The following is a 16,844-nucleotide window of genomic DNA, read 5'->3' on the forward strand; positions in this document are numbered from 1 at the left end:
ATTAACCATAGGTTTGGCGTATCAAATCCATCCGGTATTTGGAATTTACAGAAGTGAGGCGTTGCCGGAGAGTTCGCATATCACCGCGACCTTTCCAGGAGATGCCTGTGGCAACATCCAACCTAGTAATTAATCCCGTTCCAGACCTCGCGCCTGCCGAAGTTATCGAGGCTTTCCGAAACGTGGTCACTCCGCACATCAGCGACAACCTGCAGCGGTTGTCCGGCGTAACAGGGCTGAAGCGATACAACCGCAGCCGCAAGCTTGTCGGTACGGCCATCACGGTCAAGGCTCGACCGGGTGACAATCTGTTGATTTACAAGGCGTTGATGGAGTTGCAACCCGGCCACGTTTTGGTCGTCGATGGCGGCGGCGACTGTACGAACGCGCTCGTGGGCGAGCTCATCATGCAATACGCGGCGGAACGGGGTTGCGCCGGCTTTGTTCTGGATGGAGCCATCCGCGACACGGCTGCGTTCTATGAGGCAGATTTCCCGTGTTACGCGAGGGGCGTCAGCCATCGAGGACCCTACAAGATGGGGCCGGGTTCCATGAACGCGCCGGTGTCGATTGGGGGCCAGATTGTCTCTCCAGGTGACGTCGTTGTTGGAGATGAGGATGGCGTAGTCACATTCCCTGTGTCTCAGGCAGGCGCTTTGCTGGATGCAGTCACCCTAACCGCGAAGAACGAGCAGAAAATCATGGCAGAAATCGCAAGCGGTGTGAGGGAGCAGGAGTGGCTTCGCAAGGTGCTTGAGCCTCACGGCCTGTACTAATTTAGCGTTGAAGAAAGGGAGGTGATTCAGTTCGCCTCCCGAGCGGGAACCTCTCGCAGTAACTTGAGGCCATCAGCTCAATCTGGTTAGGGGCTCGCGCTATATGGTCGTCAATGCGCAAGTCTGTCACCAACATGTAGCTTGGCTCGTGGCCGAAGGTGATGGGAAACTTGGCGCTCATCACTCTGCACGAATACGGGAATCGAAGGCAGAGCCAGGCGTTCGGCGGCCACCGGCAGCGCGATAAACTGCCGGCGAGACATACGGAATTCAGTCATTTGTTAATTCGCGCCAGCCGGAGGTGGCGGGATGACGCAATGGGTCAAGCACGCAGCGGCGCGCTGGTGTTGAGCGGCCGTCGTGAAGCAGAGTGGCTTTACCGACCGTTAGCAGYTCAATCGGTCGTCTTACTTAGATGCTCGACGAGAAGTGCAGCTGAGCCTGACAAAGCGCGGGAGGCGCTCGTGGCAATGAGCAGCCTTCGCTCTGCCCAGCTGTCCACGAGCCGTATAGCTTTCAAGCCCAGGGGTTCGAGCTTTCGAAAGCATGCTCCGAGGGGGAGTACGCCAATCCCCAGATTCGAAGCTATCATTTCGGACATGGCGTCAAAGCTTCGAACTTGAACGCGCAGCCGCAAAGGGAAGCCGATGTCATGCGCCGCGGTCGAGATGGTGTTGAGCAGTGAGCTTCCGCGATTCAGACCCACGAAGTCATAAGAAAGACAGCTTCGAAAGTCGATTTCGTCCACTTTGCCTAGGGGATGGGTCTTGGAGCAAAGGACAACCAATCGGTCAGTCCGATAGGGGAGTACGTTTAGCCCGTGGGTCGGCGCACCTTCGACAAATATCCCCACGTCGGCCATCCCTTCCACCAACGCGCGCACGATGTCGCCACTAAGCTGCTCCTCGACCTCCACTCGTGTGTCAGGGTAAAGGTGCAGGAAGCGCTCCAGAGCAGAGGGAAGAAACTCGACCAGGGCGGACATGTTCGCCCAAAGCCTAACATGGCCGCGTGAGCCGTTCGAGTATTCGCTCAGCTCATTGCTGAAGAGCTCGAACCCCTGGAACAGTCGCATCGCGTGTTGCAGCGCCACGTGTCCAGCAGGAGTCAGCCGAGTCCCGTGAACTGTCCTCTCCAACAGTATTGCCTTCGAGGCCGCTTCAAAGTCCGAGATGCGCCGGCTTGCGGCCGACAGCGCTAGATTGCATCGCTCCGCCCCCTTCGTAATGCTGCCTGTCTGCGCTACCGCGCAAAACAGACGCAATGTGACGAAATCCACACGAGCGGGGTTGATGAGGTCTTGTGACATGGACAAATCTTAGCAGGTCACTGCGACCCATGTCTTCGCAAAATGCGAAGGACGCATGCGAAATTAGGAATTCCTCCCGCACTTTCAGCCCGCATACAGTCAGGTCATTCGCAAAAATGCAAGAAGGAGACAATCTGTGATTCATCACTTGGACCATCTTGTCCTGACCACCAGCAACGAGGAGGCCTGCGTCGACTTTTACGTCGGGCTCCTCGGGATGACGCTTGAGACATTTGGCGAAGGCCGAAAGGCATTCAAGTTCGGCGAGCAGAAAATCAATCTCCATGAGAAGGGCAGGGAGTTCGAACCGAAGGCCCACCTGCCGGTCCCTGGCGCGCTGGACTTGTGCTTCATTGCGTCGATTCCACTGGATGACGTCATCGCGAAACTGAATGCGCGGGGCGCCCGCATTATCGAAGGGCCGGTCGCCCGTACCGGCGCGAACTACCGCCTGCGTTCGATTTACCTGCGCGACCCCGACCTGAACCTGATTGAAATCTCCGAGAGGGCCGACGCATGACCCAGGAAAAATCCGGCCGCACCATCATTGGCTTCGTGGGTCTTGGCCAGATGGGCAAGCCGATGGCGCTGAACTTGATTCACGCCGATACGGACCTGCGTGTCACGTCAAAAGTACAGGACCCATATCCCGAACTGCAGGCAGCAGGCGCTACGACGGCCGACACCTTGGCCGGCCTGGCCGACGCCAGGATTGTGTTCCTGAGTTTGCCGGGCACTGCAGCAGTACTCGACGTGCTGTTCGGCGACGGCGGCCTGGCATCACTGCTGCGCCCCGGTTCTATCGTCGTCGATACCAGCACCATGGAGCACGGTGCCACGATGGACATCCATACTCGTCTTTCGGCTGCCGGAATCGCCTTCCTGGATGCGCCGGTGTCGGGTATGCAATCGCGCGCGGAAGCCGGCACGCTGACTGTCATGTGCGGAGGCGCCGAAGAGACGTTCGAAACAGTGAGGCCATGGTTCGAACGGATGGGCAACAACATCCTCTATATGGGTGACGCCGGCAGCGGACAGCTGACGAAGCTCGTGAATCAGCTGCTTTTCGACATCAACTGCGCAGCTCTTGCAGAGATTCTTCCCATGGCGCGACGCATGGGACTTGACCCGGAAAAGATTGCGTCGGTCATCAACAGCGGCACGGGGCGCAGCTACGCGTCGGAGTTCTTCCTGCCGCGCATCCTCGCACGCCACTTCAGTGACGGCTATCCGCTCAAGGCGGCTTACAAGGACCTGGTTAGTGCCGCCGAGCTTGGCGCGCGCCACTGCATCCCCATGCCGGTGCTCGCTGCAGCCACCGCTACCTATCAGATGAGTCTGTTGGCCGGCCACGGCACCAGCGACAAGGGCGCGATGACGCGCTTCTTTGAAGACATGCTTGCCGTGCAGTTCAGCGCCGCAGCACCCCAGACGGAGAAAGAAAATGGCTGAACCGCTTGGCCTTGACAATGGCCTGACAAACTACGGCGACCGGGATTTCGCGCGTTATCTGCGCCGCTCGATGGCGCATTCGATGGGCATCTCGGGGGAACTGCTGTCGAAGCCGGTTATCGGTATCGCGGCATCGCCGAGTGATTTCAACAACTGTCACCGCTACATGCCGCAACTCGTGGAAGCGGTATCGCGCGGGGTGTTGGCTGCAGGCGGCTTGCCGCGCATGTTCCCCACGGTGTCGCTGGGTGAGGTGTTCCTTAACCCGACCAGCATGGTGTACCGCAATCTGATGTCGATGGACGTCGAGGAAATGGTGCGGGCCCAGCCGATGGACGCCGTCGTGCTGATTGGCGGCTGCGACAAGACTGTCCCGGCTCAGCTGATGGGCGCCGCTTCTGCCAATCGCCCGGCCATTCAACTGGTGACTGGCCCGATGTCCACGGGTCGCCACAAGGGTGAGCGGCTGGGCGCATGCACGGATTGCCGTCGATTCTGGGGCAAGTTCCGCGCCGGAGAGATTGACCAGCAAGAAATCCAGATGGTCGAAACGCGTCTGGCCACCACAGCCGGAACCTGTGCCGTCATGGGTACCGCCAGTACGATGGCGTGCATTGCGGAAGCACTCGGCATGTCGCTGCCAGGTACCGCGGCGATTCCTGCAGTTGACTCGCAACGTTTGGTCGCCGCTGAAGAGAGCGGAAGGGCTGCAGTGCGACTGGCGCGTTCGCCAATCCTGCCTTCGCAAATCATGACCGAGCAGTCGGTCGAGAACGCCTTCCGCGTCCTGATGGCGCTGGGCGGCTCCACCAACGCCATCATCCACCTCACGGCCGTTGCCGGCCGCCTCGGCATCCGCATTAGCCCGCAGCGGCTGAACGAGATTTCGGACGAGACGCCGGTGCTGGTCGACCTCAAGCCGGTGGGAGAGGGCTACATGGAGGACTTTCATGCCGCAGGCGGTATGGGTGCGGTGCTGCGCGAGCTGCGCCCGTTACTGAACCTGGACTGCCTGACCATTGATGGCCGGACGCTGCGCGAGCGTCTGGACGAACCGGCTGGCTGGGTGGACCGCAAAGTCATCCGTGCGTTCGACAAGCCGGTTAGCGAAGTTGGTGGACTGATTGCCCTGCACGGCAGCCTGGCACCGGACGGTGCCATCTTCAAACGCGCTGCCGCCACGCCTTCGCTGTTCGAGACCGAAGGCCGCGCGGTGGTCTTCGAAAGCCTGGAAGACCTGGCCAACCGTGTCGATTCGCCAGACCTGGACGTCAATTCGGACGACATTCTGGTGCTGAAGAACGCCGGCCCTCTAGCTGCTGGCATGCCTGAGGCTGGATATCTGCCTATTCCTTCGAAGCTTRCAAAGGCCGGTGTGAAGGACATGGTGCGTATTTCGGACGCTCGCATGAGCGGCACTGCCTACGGCACCATCGTGCTGCACGTCTCTCCAGAAGCCGCTGCGGGCGGACCGCTGGAAGCAGTGCGTAACGGCGACCGGATTCGCCTCTCGGTGTCGCAGAAGACCATCGATTTGCTGGTCGAGCCTGAGGAAATCGAACGCCGTCTTACGGAGCGCAAGCCGCTGCCCCAGAAGCGCGGTGGCTATCAGGAACTCTATCAGCGCACAGTGACGCAAGCCCCTGAAGGCTGCGACCTCGACTTCCTCGCCCAGCCTCGCAGCTGACACCGTTCGTTACCTCCTTACTTGATTGACCATGAACTTTTATCCTCAGTTGCTCGCTCGCGCCGAGCAGGGAAAACCCGTGCGCGTTGGCCTCATTGGCGCAGGGAAATTCGGCTCGATGTACCTGGCGCAAGTGCCCCGCACGCCGGGCGTTCACATGGTTGGTATTGCTGACCTAAATCCGGCAAACGCGCATGCCAGCCTTGAACGTGTGGGTTGGGAATCCGGCCGCGCAACCGCAGCCTCGCTCGACGACGCCGTTAGCAAGGGCACGACGCACGTCGGCGATAACTGGGAAGCGCTTGTGGCACATCCCGGCGTTGACATCATTATCGAATGCACGGGCAACCCGATTGCCGCTGTCGACCACTGTCTGGCGGCCTTCAAGCATGGCAAGCATGTCATCAATGTAACGGTCGAAGCCGATGCGTTCTGCGGCCCGCTGCTCGCGCATCGTGCCCGCGAGGCAGGCGTGGTGTATTCACTGGCCTACGGCGACCAGCCGGGCTTGGCTTGCGAACTGGTCGACTGGGCGCGTACCTGTGGCTTCCCCATCATCGCGGCTGGTCGCGGTCACAAGTGGCTGCCGCAGTTCCGAGAATCCACACCTGATACGGTCTGGGACCACTGGGGCGTGACGGCCGAACAGGCGCGAATCGGCGGGATGAACCCGAAGATGTTTAATGCCTTCCTTGACGGCTCCAAGCCGGCCATCGAAAGCACCGCCATCGCGAATGCCACTGGCCTCCAGGTGCAAGCCGAAGGTATCACCTTCGCACCAGCGTCTGTCGAAAAGATTCCGACCGTCATGCGCCTCAAGTCCGATGGTGGCGTGCTGTCGGCCAAGGGCGTGGTGGACGTGGTGTCGTCGCTGAATCCCGACGGAAGCTCTGTCGGCTATGACATCCGCAAGGGTGTGTGGGTCTGCGTCGAAGCACCGACGGACTACATCCAGCGCTGTTTCAAGGAATACCAGGTCTTCACCGACCCCGATGGCCGCTGCATGGTGCAGTACAAGAAATGGCACCTCATCGGCCTGGAGCTTGGCATCTCCGTGGCGAGCGTCGGGCTGCGTCGCGAGCCGACCGGCGTTGGCCAGCATTTCAATGCGGACGTGGTTGCCACTGCGAAGCGCGACCTGAAGGCTGGTGAGATGCTGGACGGCGAGGGCGGCTACACGGTGTTCGGCAAGTTGTTCCCTGCTCAGGAGTCGCTGCGCCTTGGCAGCCTGCCGCTTGGCCTGGCCCATCACATGAAGCTGCGTCGCGACGTCAAGAAAGACCAGTCCCTGACGTGGGAAGACGTAGTCATCGACGCTGAGCAGCCGGCCTACCGCGTCCGCAAGGAAATGGAAGCACTGTTCCAGAAGTAAAGGAAACCAACAAAAGAACCGGGACGGCACCCCCGTCCCGGCAATAACCAAAAGGGAGACAGAAGATGAACTGGAGCGTGAAAGCCTCCGTGACGGCGCTCTTGCTCACCACGGTATTGCCGGCATTCGCCGCCGACGCCTATCCGAGCAAGCCCATCACGATGATTGTCCCGAGCGCGCCCGCCGGGTCAACAGACATCGTTGCGCGACTTATTGGCGAGCAGCTTGCCAAGGATTTGGGACAACCCATCGTCATCGAGAACCGTCCCGGTGCAAGCGGCAACATCGGCACGGAAGCGGTAGCTCGAGCCAAGCCGGATGGCTATACGCTCCTCATGCAGTACTCGGGATATCACGTCGGAAACCCGGCGCTATTTCCCCAGGCACGCTGGAAGCCTAAAGATTTCGTATCCGTGGCGCTCGTGATGCGCGCCCCCCATGTGGTAGCGGTAAGCGGGAAGATTCCGGCTCAGAACCTCAAGGACCTGATTGCGTTCGGCAAAAAAGACAATCGAGGCCTGTTCTACGCATCGTCGGGCAACGGTTCTATCCAGCACATCGCCGGCGTCGTGTTCGGCAAGCAAGCGCAAGTGCCGGTCACGCACGTTCCCTATAAGGGTGCAGGTCCCGTTGTTAGCGACCTCATTGGCGGCCAGGTCGATATTTTCGTGACGACACCTCCGTCGGTGATTGGCCAGGTGAAAGCAGGAAAAATCAAGGCTCTGGCCTACACCGGACCGAAGCGCCATCCGTCGATGCCAGACGTTCCGACTTCTGCCGAAGCGGGATTGCCAAGCTACCAAGTCGAATCCTGGTTTGCCGTCTTTGCCCCGACGGGAACGCCGCCCGACATCGTGAACAGGCTGYCCGCGTCGATTAAGAAGATTGTCGACAGCCCGGACTATCGGCGGAAGATTGAAGAGCAGGGTGGGTTCGCTGCCTACATGGACCCTCCTACGCTCGACAAGTTTGTGTCTCAGGAACTCGCTACCTGGGCGAAGGTAATCAAGGACGGAAACATCACGGCTGAATAAGAAAAATTCTGAGGAGGCAGCAATGAAGGCGGCGCACCTGGTAGCAGCGGCAGCGGGAGCACTCGCAGTCTTCACTTCGGCGGCATCAGCGGCTGAGGTCGTGAAGACCGAGGCAGGAGCGGTCTCCGGCATCGGAGAAGGCGTGAAGAACTATCGCGGCATTCCATATGCGGCGGCGCCGGAAGGTAAATTGCGGTGGCAACCCCCTCAACCAGCCCAACCGTGGGAGGGGGTGTTGGATGGAAGTCGTTTCGGTCCCGATTGCCCGCAGCCTGCGGAGTATCCCGAACTGCGTGGCAATGGAATGAGTGAGGATTGCCTCCGTCTGAATATATGGACTCCGGCAAAGGTTGCTAGTGATAAGCTCCCTGTCATGGTCTGGATTCATGGTGGTGGCTTTCGATACGGCTCGGGTTCGCATCCGACCTACGATGGCGAAGCACTTGCCCGTAGGGGTGTCGTGGTTGTCACCATCAACTACCGTCTTGGCTTGTTGGGATTCCTGGCGCATCCTGGCCTTGCCGCAGAGTCGCCGACGCACACTTCCGGAAACTACGGTCTGATGGACCAAATGGCTGCGCTTCGTTGGGTCCAGCGAAACATTGCAGCGTTTGGAGGGGACCCGGCGAAGGTGACCGTCTTTGGTCAATCTGCTGGTGCACATTCCATCAGCACACTGCTGCTGTCCCCGAAGTCGAAAGGACTCTTCCAGCAGGCCATCATGCAAAGCGTTGGCGTGATGCGGCCGCAGGCTACGCAGGCAGAGGCACAGGAATTCGGTGCGAGATATGGTGACCTCAAATCGCTGCGCAAACTCTCTGGCAAAGACCTAGTCGAGCTGCAGAAGAAGGGGCCGAAGTCCGATGGCAGGATGACAGCGCCTGYGATGATTAGCCTCGTACAGGACGGGGATATCGTTGCCCGGCCTGACTATCAGGCAATCGGCTCTGGAGCGTTGCCCAACATCCCGATTTTGGTTGGTAGTAACGCGGACGAGGGCGGCAAAGCAGCGAAGAGCTTCTTGCAGCCGACCGTCGAACGCTACTTTTCGTTTTTGGACCAGAATTTCCGTGGATTTGAGTCGCGAGCCAGGGCTGAGTATGGCGTGGAGTCTGAAGGTCAAATTTACAAAGCCACCGCCGATATGTACAGCGATACGCAGTTCAACTTCGGCACGCGCGAACTCCTTCGCGCGTATGCGAAAGCAGGACTTCCCGCTTACCGATACTTGTTCTCACGGCACAGGAACGACAGCAAGGCAGCGCCGGTGCATGGTGATGAGCTTCAGTACGCTTTCGACAATCTCTCCGCGTCGCATCGCGGAAAGAAGCCTCCATTCACCAACACCGACTCGAAGGTCGCAGTTGCAATGGCGGATGCATGGGTGAGCTTTGCAAAGACCGGGGTACCCGGAAGTCCCGAGCACGTGGCATGGCCACCCTTTAAGCTCCCACATGAGGCGTATTTGGACTTCGCGGACTCGGTACATGCCGAAAGCGGATTCAAGAGTGGGAGGTTGGACCTTGTGCGCGACTATTACGCTAGCGGCCGAGGTCAATAGTCACCTGATAGCCTGCGTCGGGTTCAAAGAAACTTTTTTGCAGACTGGAGTGCGCCAGCACTAGACCAGCGCGGACGGCGGAGACAGGACTCTACGCGTCCGGATTTCTTTTTCGGAAAGGCGTGTTGACGAACGGTCAATTTTCGCCACACGCCTTTCCTTTCACCATCCTACGACGACATTACCCCCAAGAAAGAAGAGGGGTGGCTGCACACGCGTGCAGCATGCCGCGTCAATCGGAACAAGACTTCGCTCTTCAGTAAGGTTGGTCGGGCTAGGTTTCCGATTCGGTTATGCTTGCTTCTATCGATTCGTATCTCCCCATTGGCTACAAGACTGTGCGGATAGACCCCATCACCCTGACCATCTTTCTCACGGTTGTTGAGGAGCAAAGTCTGGCGCGCGCCGCAGAGCGGCATTTCATGGCCGCTTCGGCTGTCAGCAAGCGGATTAGCGACCTCGAAGACGCGCTGTCAGCGCGGCTCCTCGACCGGCACAGCGGCGGCGTTCGCCCGACAGCGGCAGGCCTTGAGCTCGTCGAGTATGCGAAGGGCATCGTCGACTTGCTTCAGCGCCTGCGTGCCGACATGAGCCAATACAGCGAGGGTACGAAAGGGGATGTTCGGGTTTACGCGAATAGTACGTCGATAGTCGGCTTCTTGGACCAGGACCTTCCCGCTTTCCTCAATCGCTATCCCCAGGTTGAGGTACGTCTGGAGGAGTGGAGCAGTCCGTACATCGTGCGGTCGCTGAAGGACGGCTTGGCCGATGTCGGCCTCTTCTGGGCTGAGACACCTCATGCCGGACTCGAGACAGCAGCGTATCGCTCGGCTCGCCTTGTGGCTGTCGTTCCGAAGGGGCATGCCCTTGCCGACAAGCCAAGCGTGCAGTTCGCGGAGACCCTGGACTTCGCTCATGTTGCCTTCCATGAGGGCAGCATGATTCACAGACTATCCCTTCAGGCGGCTGAAGCACTCCAGCGAACAATTCGAACTCGACTCCAAGTGACAAGCTTTGACGCCATGAGAACCATGGTGTCGGCGGGGGTCGGCATCGGCATCATGACCGACGTCACGGTTGCTGCAAAGCACAATAGGGGCGAGCTTTGTATAGTTCCCCTGCTGGATGACTGGGCCGGGCTGGAAATGAGAATCGGTTATCGCGATTACGCAGCACTTCCGCGAGCGGCGCAGCAATTCGTTGAGCATCTGTCAGCCGAGAAGTCCACGCCGGGCTAGCCATCAAAATCTGGAACGGCCGCCATCGAAATCCAATTATTTACGGTTCTCCGAGTTTTTTCGACACTAGCCACTCAAGCAACAAGATGGCTGGTGCCCCATGACTCTTCCGTTGGATGGAATCACAGTAGTATCGCTCGAGCAGGCAATCGCGGCTCCCATGGCAACGCGTCACTTGGCGGATTGGGGTGCTCGTGTTATCAAAGTCGAGCGTCCCGAAGTAGGCGACTTCGCTCGCGGCTATGACAAGGTCATGCAGGGCATGTCCAGCCAGTTTGTCTGGACGAATCGCACAAAGGAAAGCGTCGCGCTCGACTTCAAGACCGAGGAAGGTCGTCGTGCGCTTGATGCGCTTCTTGAGAATGCGGACGTATTCCTGCAGAACCTCGCCCCCGGGGCTGCCAAGAAACTCGGCCTGGATGCCAAAAGCCTGGTCGCCCGCCATCCGTCCCTGATTGCTTGTGATATCTCCGGATATGGTTCGACTGGCCCGTACCGCTCGAAGAAGGCGTACGACCTGTTGGTTCAGTGCGAGACCGGTTTCCTCTCCATCAATGGCACCCCGGACGCGCAGGCAAAGTGCGGTCTGTCAATTGTTGATATCGCCACAGGCATGTACGCGCTGAATGGCATCCTGATGGCTCTGTACCGTCGTGAGCGTACAGGCCAGGGTACGGCGTTTGAGGTCTCACTGTTCGACAGCATGACCGAGTGGATGAGCTATCCCGCCTACTACACGCGCGACAGCGGAACGCCCCTTACTCGTGCTGGTGCGCGGCATGCCACTATCGCTCCATATGGTCCCTTCAAGGCCGGAGACGGCAAGGCAGTGTTCTTTGGCATCCAAAACGAACGTGAATGGCAAGCGTTCTGCACTCGGGTGCTGGAGGACGCTTCTATCGCAGTTGACCCGCGCTTCAGTACGAACCCGCATCGACTGGCGAATCATGCCGAGTTGGAGGCGGTGATTACGGAACGGTTTGCGAAGTGGTCGAGCGATGAGGTCGCCGTGAAGCTCGAGATGGCATCCATTGCGAATGCCCGCCTGAATGATGTCGCGGAGTTCCTGCAGCATCCGCAATTGCACGAACGTGACCGAATCCGAACTGTCGATAGCCCGGTTGGACGGCTTCAGGTGTTCAAGCCGCCTCTCATCATTGACGGAATCGAGCCGGTCCTCGGTGCTGTGCCAGCGGTCGGCGAGCACACAAACCAGGTCCTTGCCGAACTCGGATTGGATGGGGCGGCTCTGGCTTTGGCGTCTGCCGCAGGGAGTGTCAAATGAGGATTACACGAACTTATCTTGCCGTGCCAGCCCACCAGGAAAAGCTGGTGACGTCTGCCGCGCGCTCCGACGCTGACGCCGTATTTCTGGACTTGGAAGACGCCGTGCCTGAGACGATGAAGGCCGCGGCCCTCGGAGCTGCGGTACGTGCTATCAACGAACTTGATTGGGGCGACAAGGTCGTCGTAGTCCGGGTGAACGGCACTGGGCCCCGCCAGCGGAATGAAATCGACACGCTGGTGAGGTTCGCAACTAGGCTGAATGGCGTGCTGCTGCCCAAGGTGGAGTCGGCCCAGGAAGTCGTCGCCATTCAGCACCAGGTGGACGGTACGAGTGTCGCCATTGAGGCGATGATTGAGACGGCCAAGGGCTTGGTGTTTTGCGAGCAAATCGCTGCCGCCGGAGGAAGCCTCGAGGCGCTGCATTTCGGGGTAGGCGATTTTGGCGCCTCGATTGGGGCCAAAGGGGTGGAAATCGGTCTGTCGCATCCGCAGTACCTGATGACCTCCCGCGCGGAATCCGGCTACGCGGACACTGCCCTCGACATGTGGGCCTACCCGATGATGCGCATCCTGGTTGCCGCAAGCGCCTTCGGGTTGCGAGCCATTGACGGGCCCTGTGGTGCCTTCCGCGACGCAACGCTTAGTGAATCCAGTGCGTTGAAGGCAGCAGCCATGGGATATGACGGCAAGCAGGTCATCCATCCTTTGCAGTTGGCTTTCACCAATCGCGCTTTCACCCCCTCGGAGGAGGAGTACGTTGCCGCGCAGCGGATTGTTGCCGCTCTTGCGGAGGCGGAACTGGAAGGGCGCGGTGCCGTTCAGCTCGATGGCAAGCTGGTGGACTACGCGAACATCCGGATGGCAAAGAAGGTGGTAGAAGTCCGCGACCGCGCTATCGCATAGGCGGGGCCCATTTACTGAAATGCCGGCCACGTTAGAGGGCCGGCAATACCCCAGGAGACAAAAATGAATCGACCGGTTCGCATGGCGCTTGCCTGCGTTCTCTTCGGCGCATCGCTCGCGAACGCCGCCACGGACAACTACCCTTCGAAGCCAGTAACCATTGTGGTACCGCAGGCGCCCGGCGGTACGAACGATATCGTCGGCCGAATTATCGGCGCCGCACTTTCCCAGTCCACAGGTCAGCAGTTCATCGTTGACAACAAACCTGGCGCCGGCGGAAACATCGGAAGCCAGTACGCTGCCCGGAGCAATCCGGACGGCTACACGGTTCTGCTGACCATCAGTAGTACCCAGGCAATCAACCCTGCGCTGTACAAGAAGATTCCGTTCGACCCAGTGAAGGACTTTGAGCCCGTCGCGCTCGTGGCCAGCGTGCCGAACGTTCTGGTGGCCAACCCGGCGTTTCCCGCAAACAACATGAAGGAACTCATCGCGTTGGCGAAGAAGAAACCGAACGAGTACCGGTTCGGCTCCGCCGGCAATGGCTCCCTCAATCATCTCTTGGGCGAAATGCTGAACAACATGGCCGGCATTTCCCTCGAGCATGTGCCGTATAAGGGCGTGGGCCCGGCGCTCAATGACCTGTTGGGCAATCAGATTCCGCTAGCCTATGCTAGCCTTCCTTCGGTCATCTCCCATATCAAGGCGGGCAAGTTGAAGGCTCTTGGCGTCAGCTCAGCCAAGCGTTCCAGCGCTGCACCAGATATCCCCGCTATTGCCGAGACTGTCCCGAACTATAACGGAGACCTTTGGGTCGCTCTCTATGCGGTACACGGCACGCCCAAAGACGTCGTTGCAAAGTTGACGAATGCGGTGGACAAGGTTCTTGACGACAAATCGGTCCAGGAAAAGCTGAAGGCTCAGGGCGCCGACTTGCCGAGGGCCACACCGCAGCAACTCTCCGCGATGCTGAAGACGGACATGGACAAGTGGGCCAAGATTGTCAATGCATCTGGCGCCACGGTCGACTGAGCGGAAGTCACCGAAGCTAAGGAAGGTATGGCCGCATAACCCTTTCCATTTGGGAAAGGAAGGTCAACAAAACCGCGGTTCTCCTATCTCGGCCTTCCCCTCATCATGTAAATGAAGCGACCCGGGCGGCGATGCCGCCCGCAGTTCATTCAGGTTGGCGAGTCGCAACACGCTCGCGCGAAATCCACCTCAGACCGTACCCCGGCACTATTCCGATGAAGATTGTATTCCTGGACCGTTCGACCATCTCCCCTCAGACGACGCTCAAGACACTCCCGTTTTCTCACGAGCTTGTTCTCCACAATGAGACGGCCGACGAGGATGTGGCGGGCCGTATCGCTGACGCTGATGTGGTGATTACCAACAAGGTGAAGCTCAGCGGTCAGCAACTGGAGCAGGCGACCAAGCTCAAGCTCATCGCCGTAGCAGCGACCGGCACCGATATCGTCGACCTCAAGGCGTGCGCGGCGCGAGGTATTGTCGTCTCCAACATCCGGAACTATGCCGTCAATACGGTGCCGGAACACACATTTGCCCTGATTTTTTTGCTGCGTCGCAGCCTGACGGCGTACCACGATGCCGTGCGGAATGGACGCTGGCAGGAAGCCGGGACCTTCTGCTTCTTCGACTACCCCATCAAAGACCTGCATGGTTCGGTACTGGGCATCATCGGCGATGGCGTTCTCGGACAATCGGTTGCTGCACTTGCACGAGCGCTGGGCATGCAACCGCTTATCTCCACGTACAAAGGCCGCAGTGATATGGGGCCACTGTACACACCGTTTGAAGAAGTCCTCCGCCGAAGCGACATCATCACTTTGCACTGCCCTCTGACTCCTCAGACCCGCAATCTCATCGATGCCGCGGAATTTGACATGATGGAGAAGCGTCCGCTGCTCATCAATACGGCACGCGGTGGCTTGGTGAACGAGTCCGCGCTTGTAGACGCCGTGAAGAGCGGGAAGGTTGCTGGTGCGGGTTTCGATGTCGCCACCCAGGAGCCCCCGAGCGAAGACCACCCCTTCCAACAGTTGAAGGACGAGCCCAACTTTATCCTCACCCCACACGTCGCGTGGGCCAGCGACGAGGCGGTGCAAGGATTGACCGACCAGCTCTTCGACAATATTGCCGCGTTCGTTCAGGGAAGCCCTTGCAACGTAGTGGTTTGACCCACAAGCTGCCACAGGAGGCAAAGCCCATGAGACGCTACCGCAAAGCAAAGATTGTCGCGACGCTGGGGCCGGCGACGTCATCCCTCGAGGCTATCCGTGCGCTGTTCGTCGCCGGAGCAGATGTCTTTCGATTCAACTTCAGTCATGGGTCTCATGAGACTCATCAGCAGAACTACGGTTTTGTACGTCAGGTTGAGAAGGAAACTGGGCGGCCAATCGCGGTACTGGCCGACTTGCAGGGGCCCAAGCTGCGAATCGGGATGATGCGCGAACCAAGCACCCTGGTCGAAGGTGCGGAATTTGTCCTCGACCGCTCGCTGGAGCCTGGTGATGCCACGCGCGTGTGTTTGCCTCACCAGGAGCTGTTCGACTGCGCAGAGCCCGGAAAGACGCTGTTGATTGACGACGGAAAGCTGCAGCTCCGCGTGGAGACCGTTGAATCGGAGAAATTGGTGACCACGGTCATCACCGGCGGCGTCCTCTCTTCGCGCAAGGGTGTGAATGTCCCCGATGCCGTCATCCCCATCCCGGCTTTGACGGATAAGGATATTGCCGACGTGGAATTTGCACTGGCACTCGGTGCCGACTGGGTTGCGCTCAGCTTCGTGCAGACTGCGGAGGATGTTACGGCGGCAAAGGAACGAATCGCGGGCAGGGCAACAGTCGTTGCGAAGCTGGAGAAGCCGGCGGCAATCGAGCATCTCGAAAAAATTGCACTGCATGCCGACGCAGTGATGGTAGCTCGTGGCGACCTTGGCGTTGAGCTGCCGCCCGAACGTGTACCCGCTGTACAGAAGCGAATCTCACGAGTATGCCGGCAGTTGGGGCGCCCCGTGATTGTCGCGACGCAGATGCTGGAATCCATGATTTCGGCGCCTGTGCCCACGCGAGCGGAAGCTTCTGATGTCGCAAGCGCGATTTACGACGGCGTGGATGCCGTGATGCTCTCGGCAGAGTCTGCGTCTGGTCGGTACCCCCGGGAAGCAGTCCAGATGATGGACCGAATTATCCGAGAGGTCGAAGCCGACCCGCTTTATCGCAACCTGATTGATGCTCAGCAGGTCGCTGCGCTGTCCAATCGACAGGATGCCGTATGCGGTGCTCTTCGTGACATTACTCGGACGGTCGGCGCAAAGACCACGATTGCCTACACATCTTCCGGTGCCACGACGTTGCGAGCTGCCCGTGTGCGGCCGCAAACTCCGATTGTCGGTGTAACACCGTCCCTCGAGGTCGCACGTCGGATGTGCCTCACCTGGGGCGTCCATGCTTCGGTGGTACCTGACGTAAAGGATGTCGATGAGATGGTTGCTGTGGCCAGCAACGCAGCATTGACTGAAGGCTTCGCCGTTGATGGTGAAGAAATAGTCATTGTTGCGGGCATGCCGTTCGGCAAGCACGGTTCGACAAACTTGGTGCATGTCGCCCGCATCGCAATGGCCCAGAATTCGGCGCTTAATGCAGGGACGGCCTCCCCAGAATCGGCTGCTCGTGAGGGAGTTCCCGCATGAACAAGGCAGCATTTCGCGTCCTGGTTGCCCCCGATTCGTTCAAGGGTAGCCTGGGTGCCTCGGATGTAGCCGAACGGATTCGTACGGGGATTCTGAGGGCCGTTCCGGAGGCTGAAGTCGTGCTGGCGCCGATAGCCGACGGCGGCGAGGGAACGGCGGAGGTTCTGGCGGCAACCCTGCCTGGCATGTGGGAGGAGGTATGTGTTAGCGATGCCAATGATGCGGAGAAGCCTGTACGCTATTTTCTTGGTCACAGCAATGAGTATGGGAGCATCGCCATCCTTGACGTGGCAGCAGTGGTCGGCCTTCCTGATGCCATAGCCAAGCCAGCCAGGCGGACAACGCGGGGTGTCGGGCAAGCCTTGCGATTGATTGCAGCGCGGGGGGTTATTGATCCTTGTATAAATGATGACATCACCACAACTCGGCCTGCTTCCAGCACGCGGCAATGATGTTGGCGCGTTGTTGTGCGCTGCGCAGCCGATTGCGGGCGGTCGTTTTGAGTTCGGT

Annotated in this window: 15 protein-coding genes; 14 read left to right on the forward strand and 1 reads right to left on the reverse strand. The window is 59.3% G+C overall.

What is annotated here, in order from left to right; all coding sequences use genetic code 11:
• Positions 1-101: 101 nt before the first annotated feature.
• On the forward strand, positions 102-776 hold the full coding sequence (locus AC1DKD_RS12415; RefSeq protein ID WP_477102895.1) for an RraA family protein: 675 nt from the start codon (positions 102-104) through the stop codon (positions 774-776).
• A 394-nt stretch (positions 777-1,170) separates the two neighbouring features.
• Here AC1DKD_RS12415 and AC1DKD_RS12420 read toward each other — a convergent pair whose 3' ends face one another.
• Positions 1,171-2,085: a LysR family transcriptional regulator gene (locus tag AC1DKD_RS12420; protein ID WP_441632327.1), complete on the reverse strand. Its 915-nt coding sequence runs from the start codon at positions 2,083-2,085 to the stop codon at positions 1,171-1,173.
• Positions 2,086-2,221: 136 nt separating this feature from the next.
• On the opposite strand from AC1DKD_RS12420, the gene AC1DKD_RS12425 reads away from it, so the two are divergent.
• The 13 genes from AC1DKD_RS12425 to AC1DKD_RS12485 all read left to right on the forward strand — a co-directional run bounded on the left by AC1DKD_RS12425 (position 2,222) and on the right by AC1DKD_RS12485 (position 16,786).
• A complete protein-coding gene (locus tag AC1DKD_RS12425; protein WP_441632329.1) occupies positions 2,222-2,605 on the forward strand; it encodes a VOC family protein in 384 nt (127 codons plus the stop codon).
• Positions 2,602-3,537: an NAD(P)-dependent oxidoreductase gene (locus AC1DKD_RS12430; RefSeq protein WP_477102896.1), complete on the forward strand. Its 936-nt coding sequence runs from the start codon at positions 2,602-2,604 to the stop codon at positions 3,535-3,537. The genes AC1DKD_RS12425 and AC1DKD_RS12430 overlap by 4 nt, the downstream gene beginning before the upstream one ends.
• On the forward strand, positions 3,530-5,224 hold the full coding sequence (locus AC1DKD_RS12435; protein ID WP_477143328.1) for an IlvD/Edd family dehydratase: 1,695 nt from the start codon (positions 3,530-3,532) through the stop codon (positions 5,222-5,224). Before AC1DKD_RS12430 ends, AC1DKD_RS12435 begins: the two co-directional genes overlap by 8 nt.
• Before the next feature lie 31 nt (positions 5,225-5,255).
• Positions 5,256-6,596 carry an NAD(P)H-dependent oxidoreductase gene (locus tag AC1DKD_RS12440; protein ID WP_441632334.1) on the forward strand — a complete coding sequence of 447 codons (1,341 nt, stop codon included), beginning with the start codon at positions 5,256-5,258 and terminating at the stop codon, positions 6,594-6,596.
• A 65-nt stretch (positions 6,597-6,661) separates the two neighbouring features.
• The gene (locus AC1DKD_RS12445) at positions 6,662-7,630 is read left to right on the forward strand and encodes a Bug family tripartite tricarboxylate transporter substrate binding protein (RefSeq protein WP_477143329.1); all 969 of its coding nucleotides are present in this window, start codon (positions 6,662-6,664) and stop codon (positions 7,628-7,630) included.
• A gap of 22 nt (positions 7,631-7,652) precedes the next feature.
• Positions 7,653-9,191 carry a carboxylesterase/lipase family protein gene (locus tag AC1DKD_RS12450; RefSeq protein ID WP_477143330.1) on the forward strand — a complete coding sequence of 513 codons (1,539 nt, stop codon included), beginning with the start codon at positions 7,653-7,655 and terminating at the stop codon, positions 9,189-9,191.
• Positions 9,192-9,484: 293 nt separating this feature from the next.
• Positions 9,485-10,429: a LysR family transcriptional regulator gene (locus tag AC1DKD_RS12455; protein WP_441632339.1), complete on the forward strand. Its 945-nt coding sequence runs from the start codon at positions 9,485-9,487 to the stop codon at positions 10,427-10,429.
• A gap of 100 nt (positions 10,430-10,529) precedes the next feature.
• Entirely contained in the window at positions 10,530-11,714 is a 1,185-nt protein-coding gene (locus AC1DKD_RS12460; protein ID WP_477102897.1) for a CaiB/BaiF CoA transferase family protein, read from the forward strand.
• A complete protein-coding gene (locus AC1DKD_RS12465; RefSeq protein ID WP_441632343.1) occupies positions 11,711-12,619 on the forward strand; it encodes an HpcH/HpaI aldolase/citrate lyase family protein in 909 nt (302 codons plus the stop codon). Before AC1DKD_RS12460 ends, AC1DKD_RS12465 begins: the two co-directional genes overlap by 4 nt.
• Positions 12,620-12,682: 63 nt before the next feature.
• On the forward strand, positions 12,683-13,651 hold the full coding sequence (locus tag AC1DKD_RS12470; RefSeq protein ID WP_441632345.1) for a Bug family tripartite tricarboxylate transporter substrate binding protein: 969 nt from the start codon (positions 12,683-12,685) through the stop codon (positions 13,649-13,651).
• Between the two features lie 215 nt (positions 13,652-13,866).
• Entirely contained in the window at positions 13,867-14,820 is a 954-nt protein-coding gene (locus AC1DKD_RS12475; protein ID WP_441632347.1) for a D-2-hydroxyacid dehydrogenase, read from the forward strand.
• Between the two features lie 29 nt (positions 14,821-14,849).
• Positions 14,850-16,334 carry a pyruvate kinase gene (gene pyk, locus AC1DKD_RS12480; RefSeq protein WP_441632349.1) on the forward strand — a complete coding sequence of 495 codons (1,485 nt, stop codon included), beginning with the start codon at positions 14,850-14,852 and terminating at the stop codon, positions 16,332-16,334.
• Complete coding sequence (locus AC1DKD_RS12485; RefSeq protein ID WP_441632350.1) at positions 16,331-16,786, forward strand: glycerate kinase; 456 nt, start codon at positions 16,331-16,333, stop codon at positions 16,784-16,786. Before pyk ends, AC1DKD_RS12485 begins: the two co-directional genes overlap by 4 nt.
• Positions 16,787-16,844: the final 58 nt, after the last annotated feature.

This window comes from Cupriavidus sp. 05T313 (assembly GCF_056396665.1).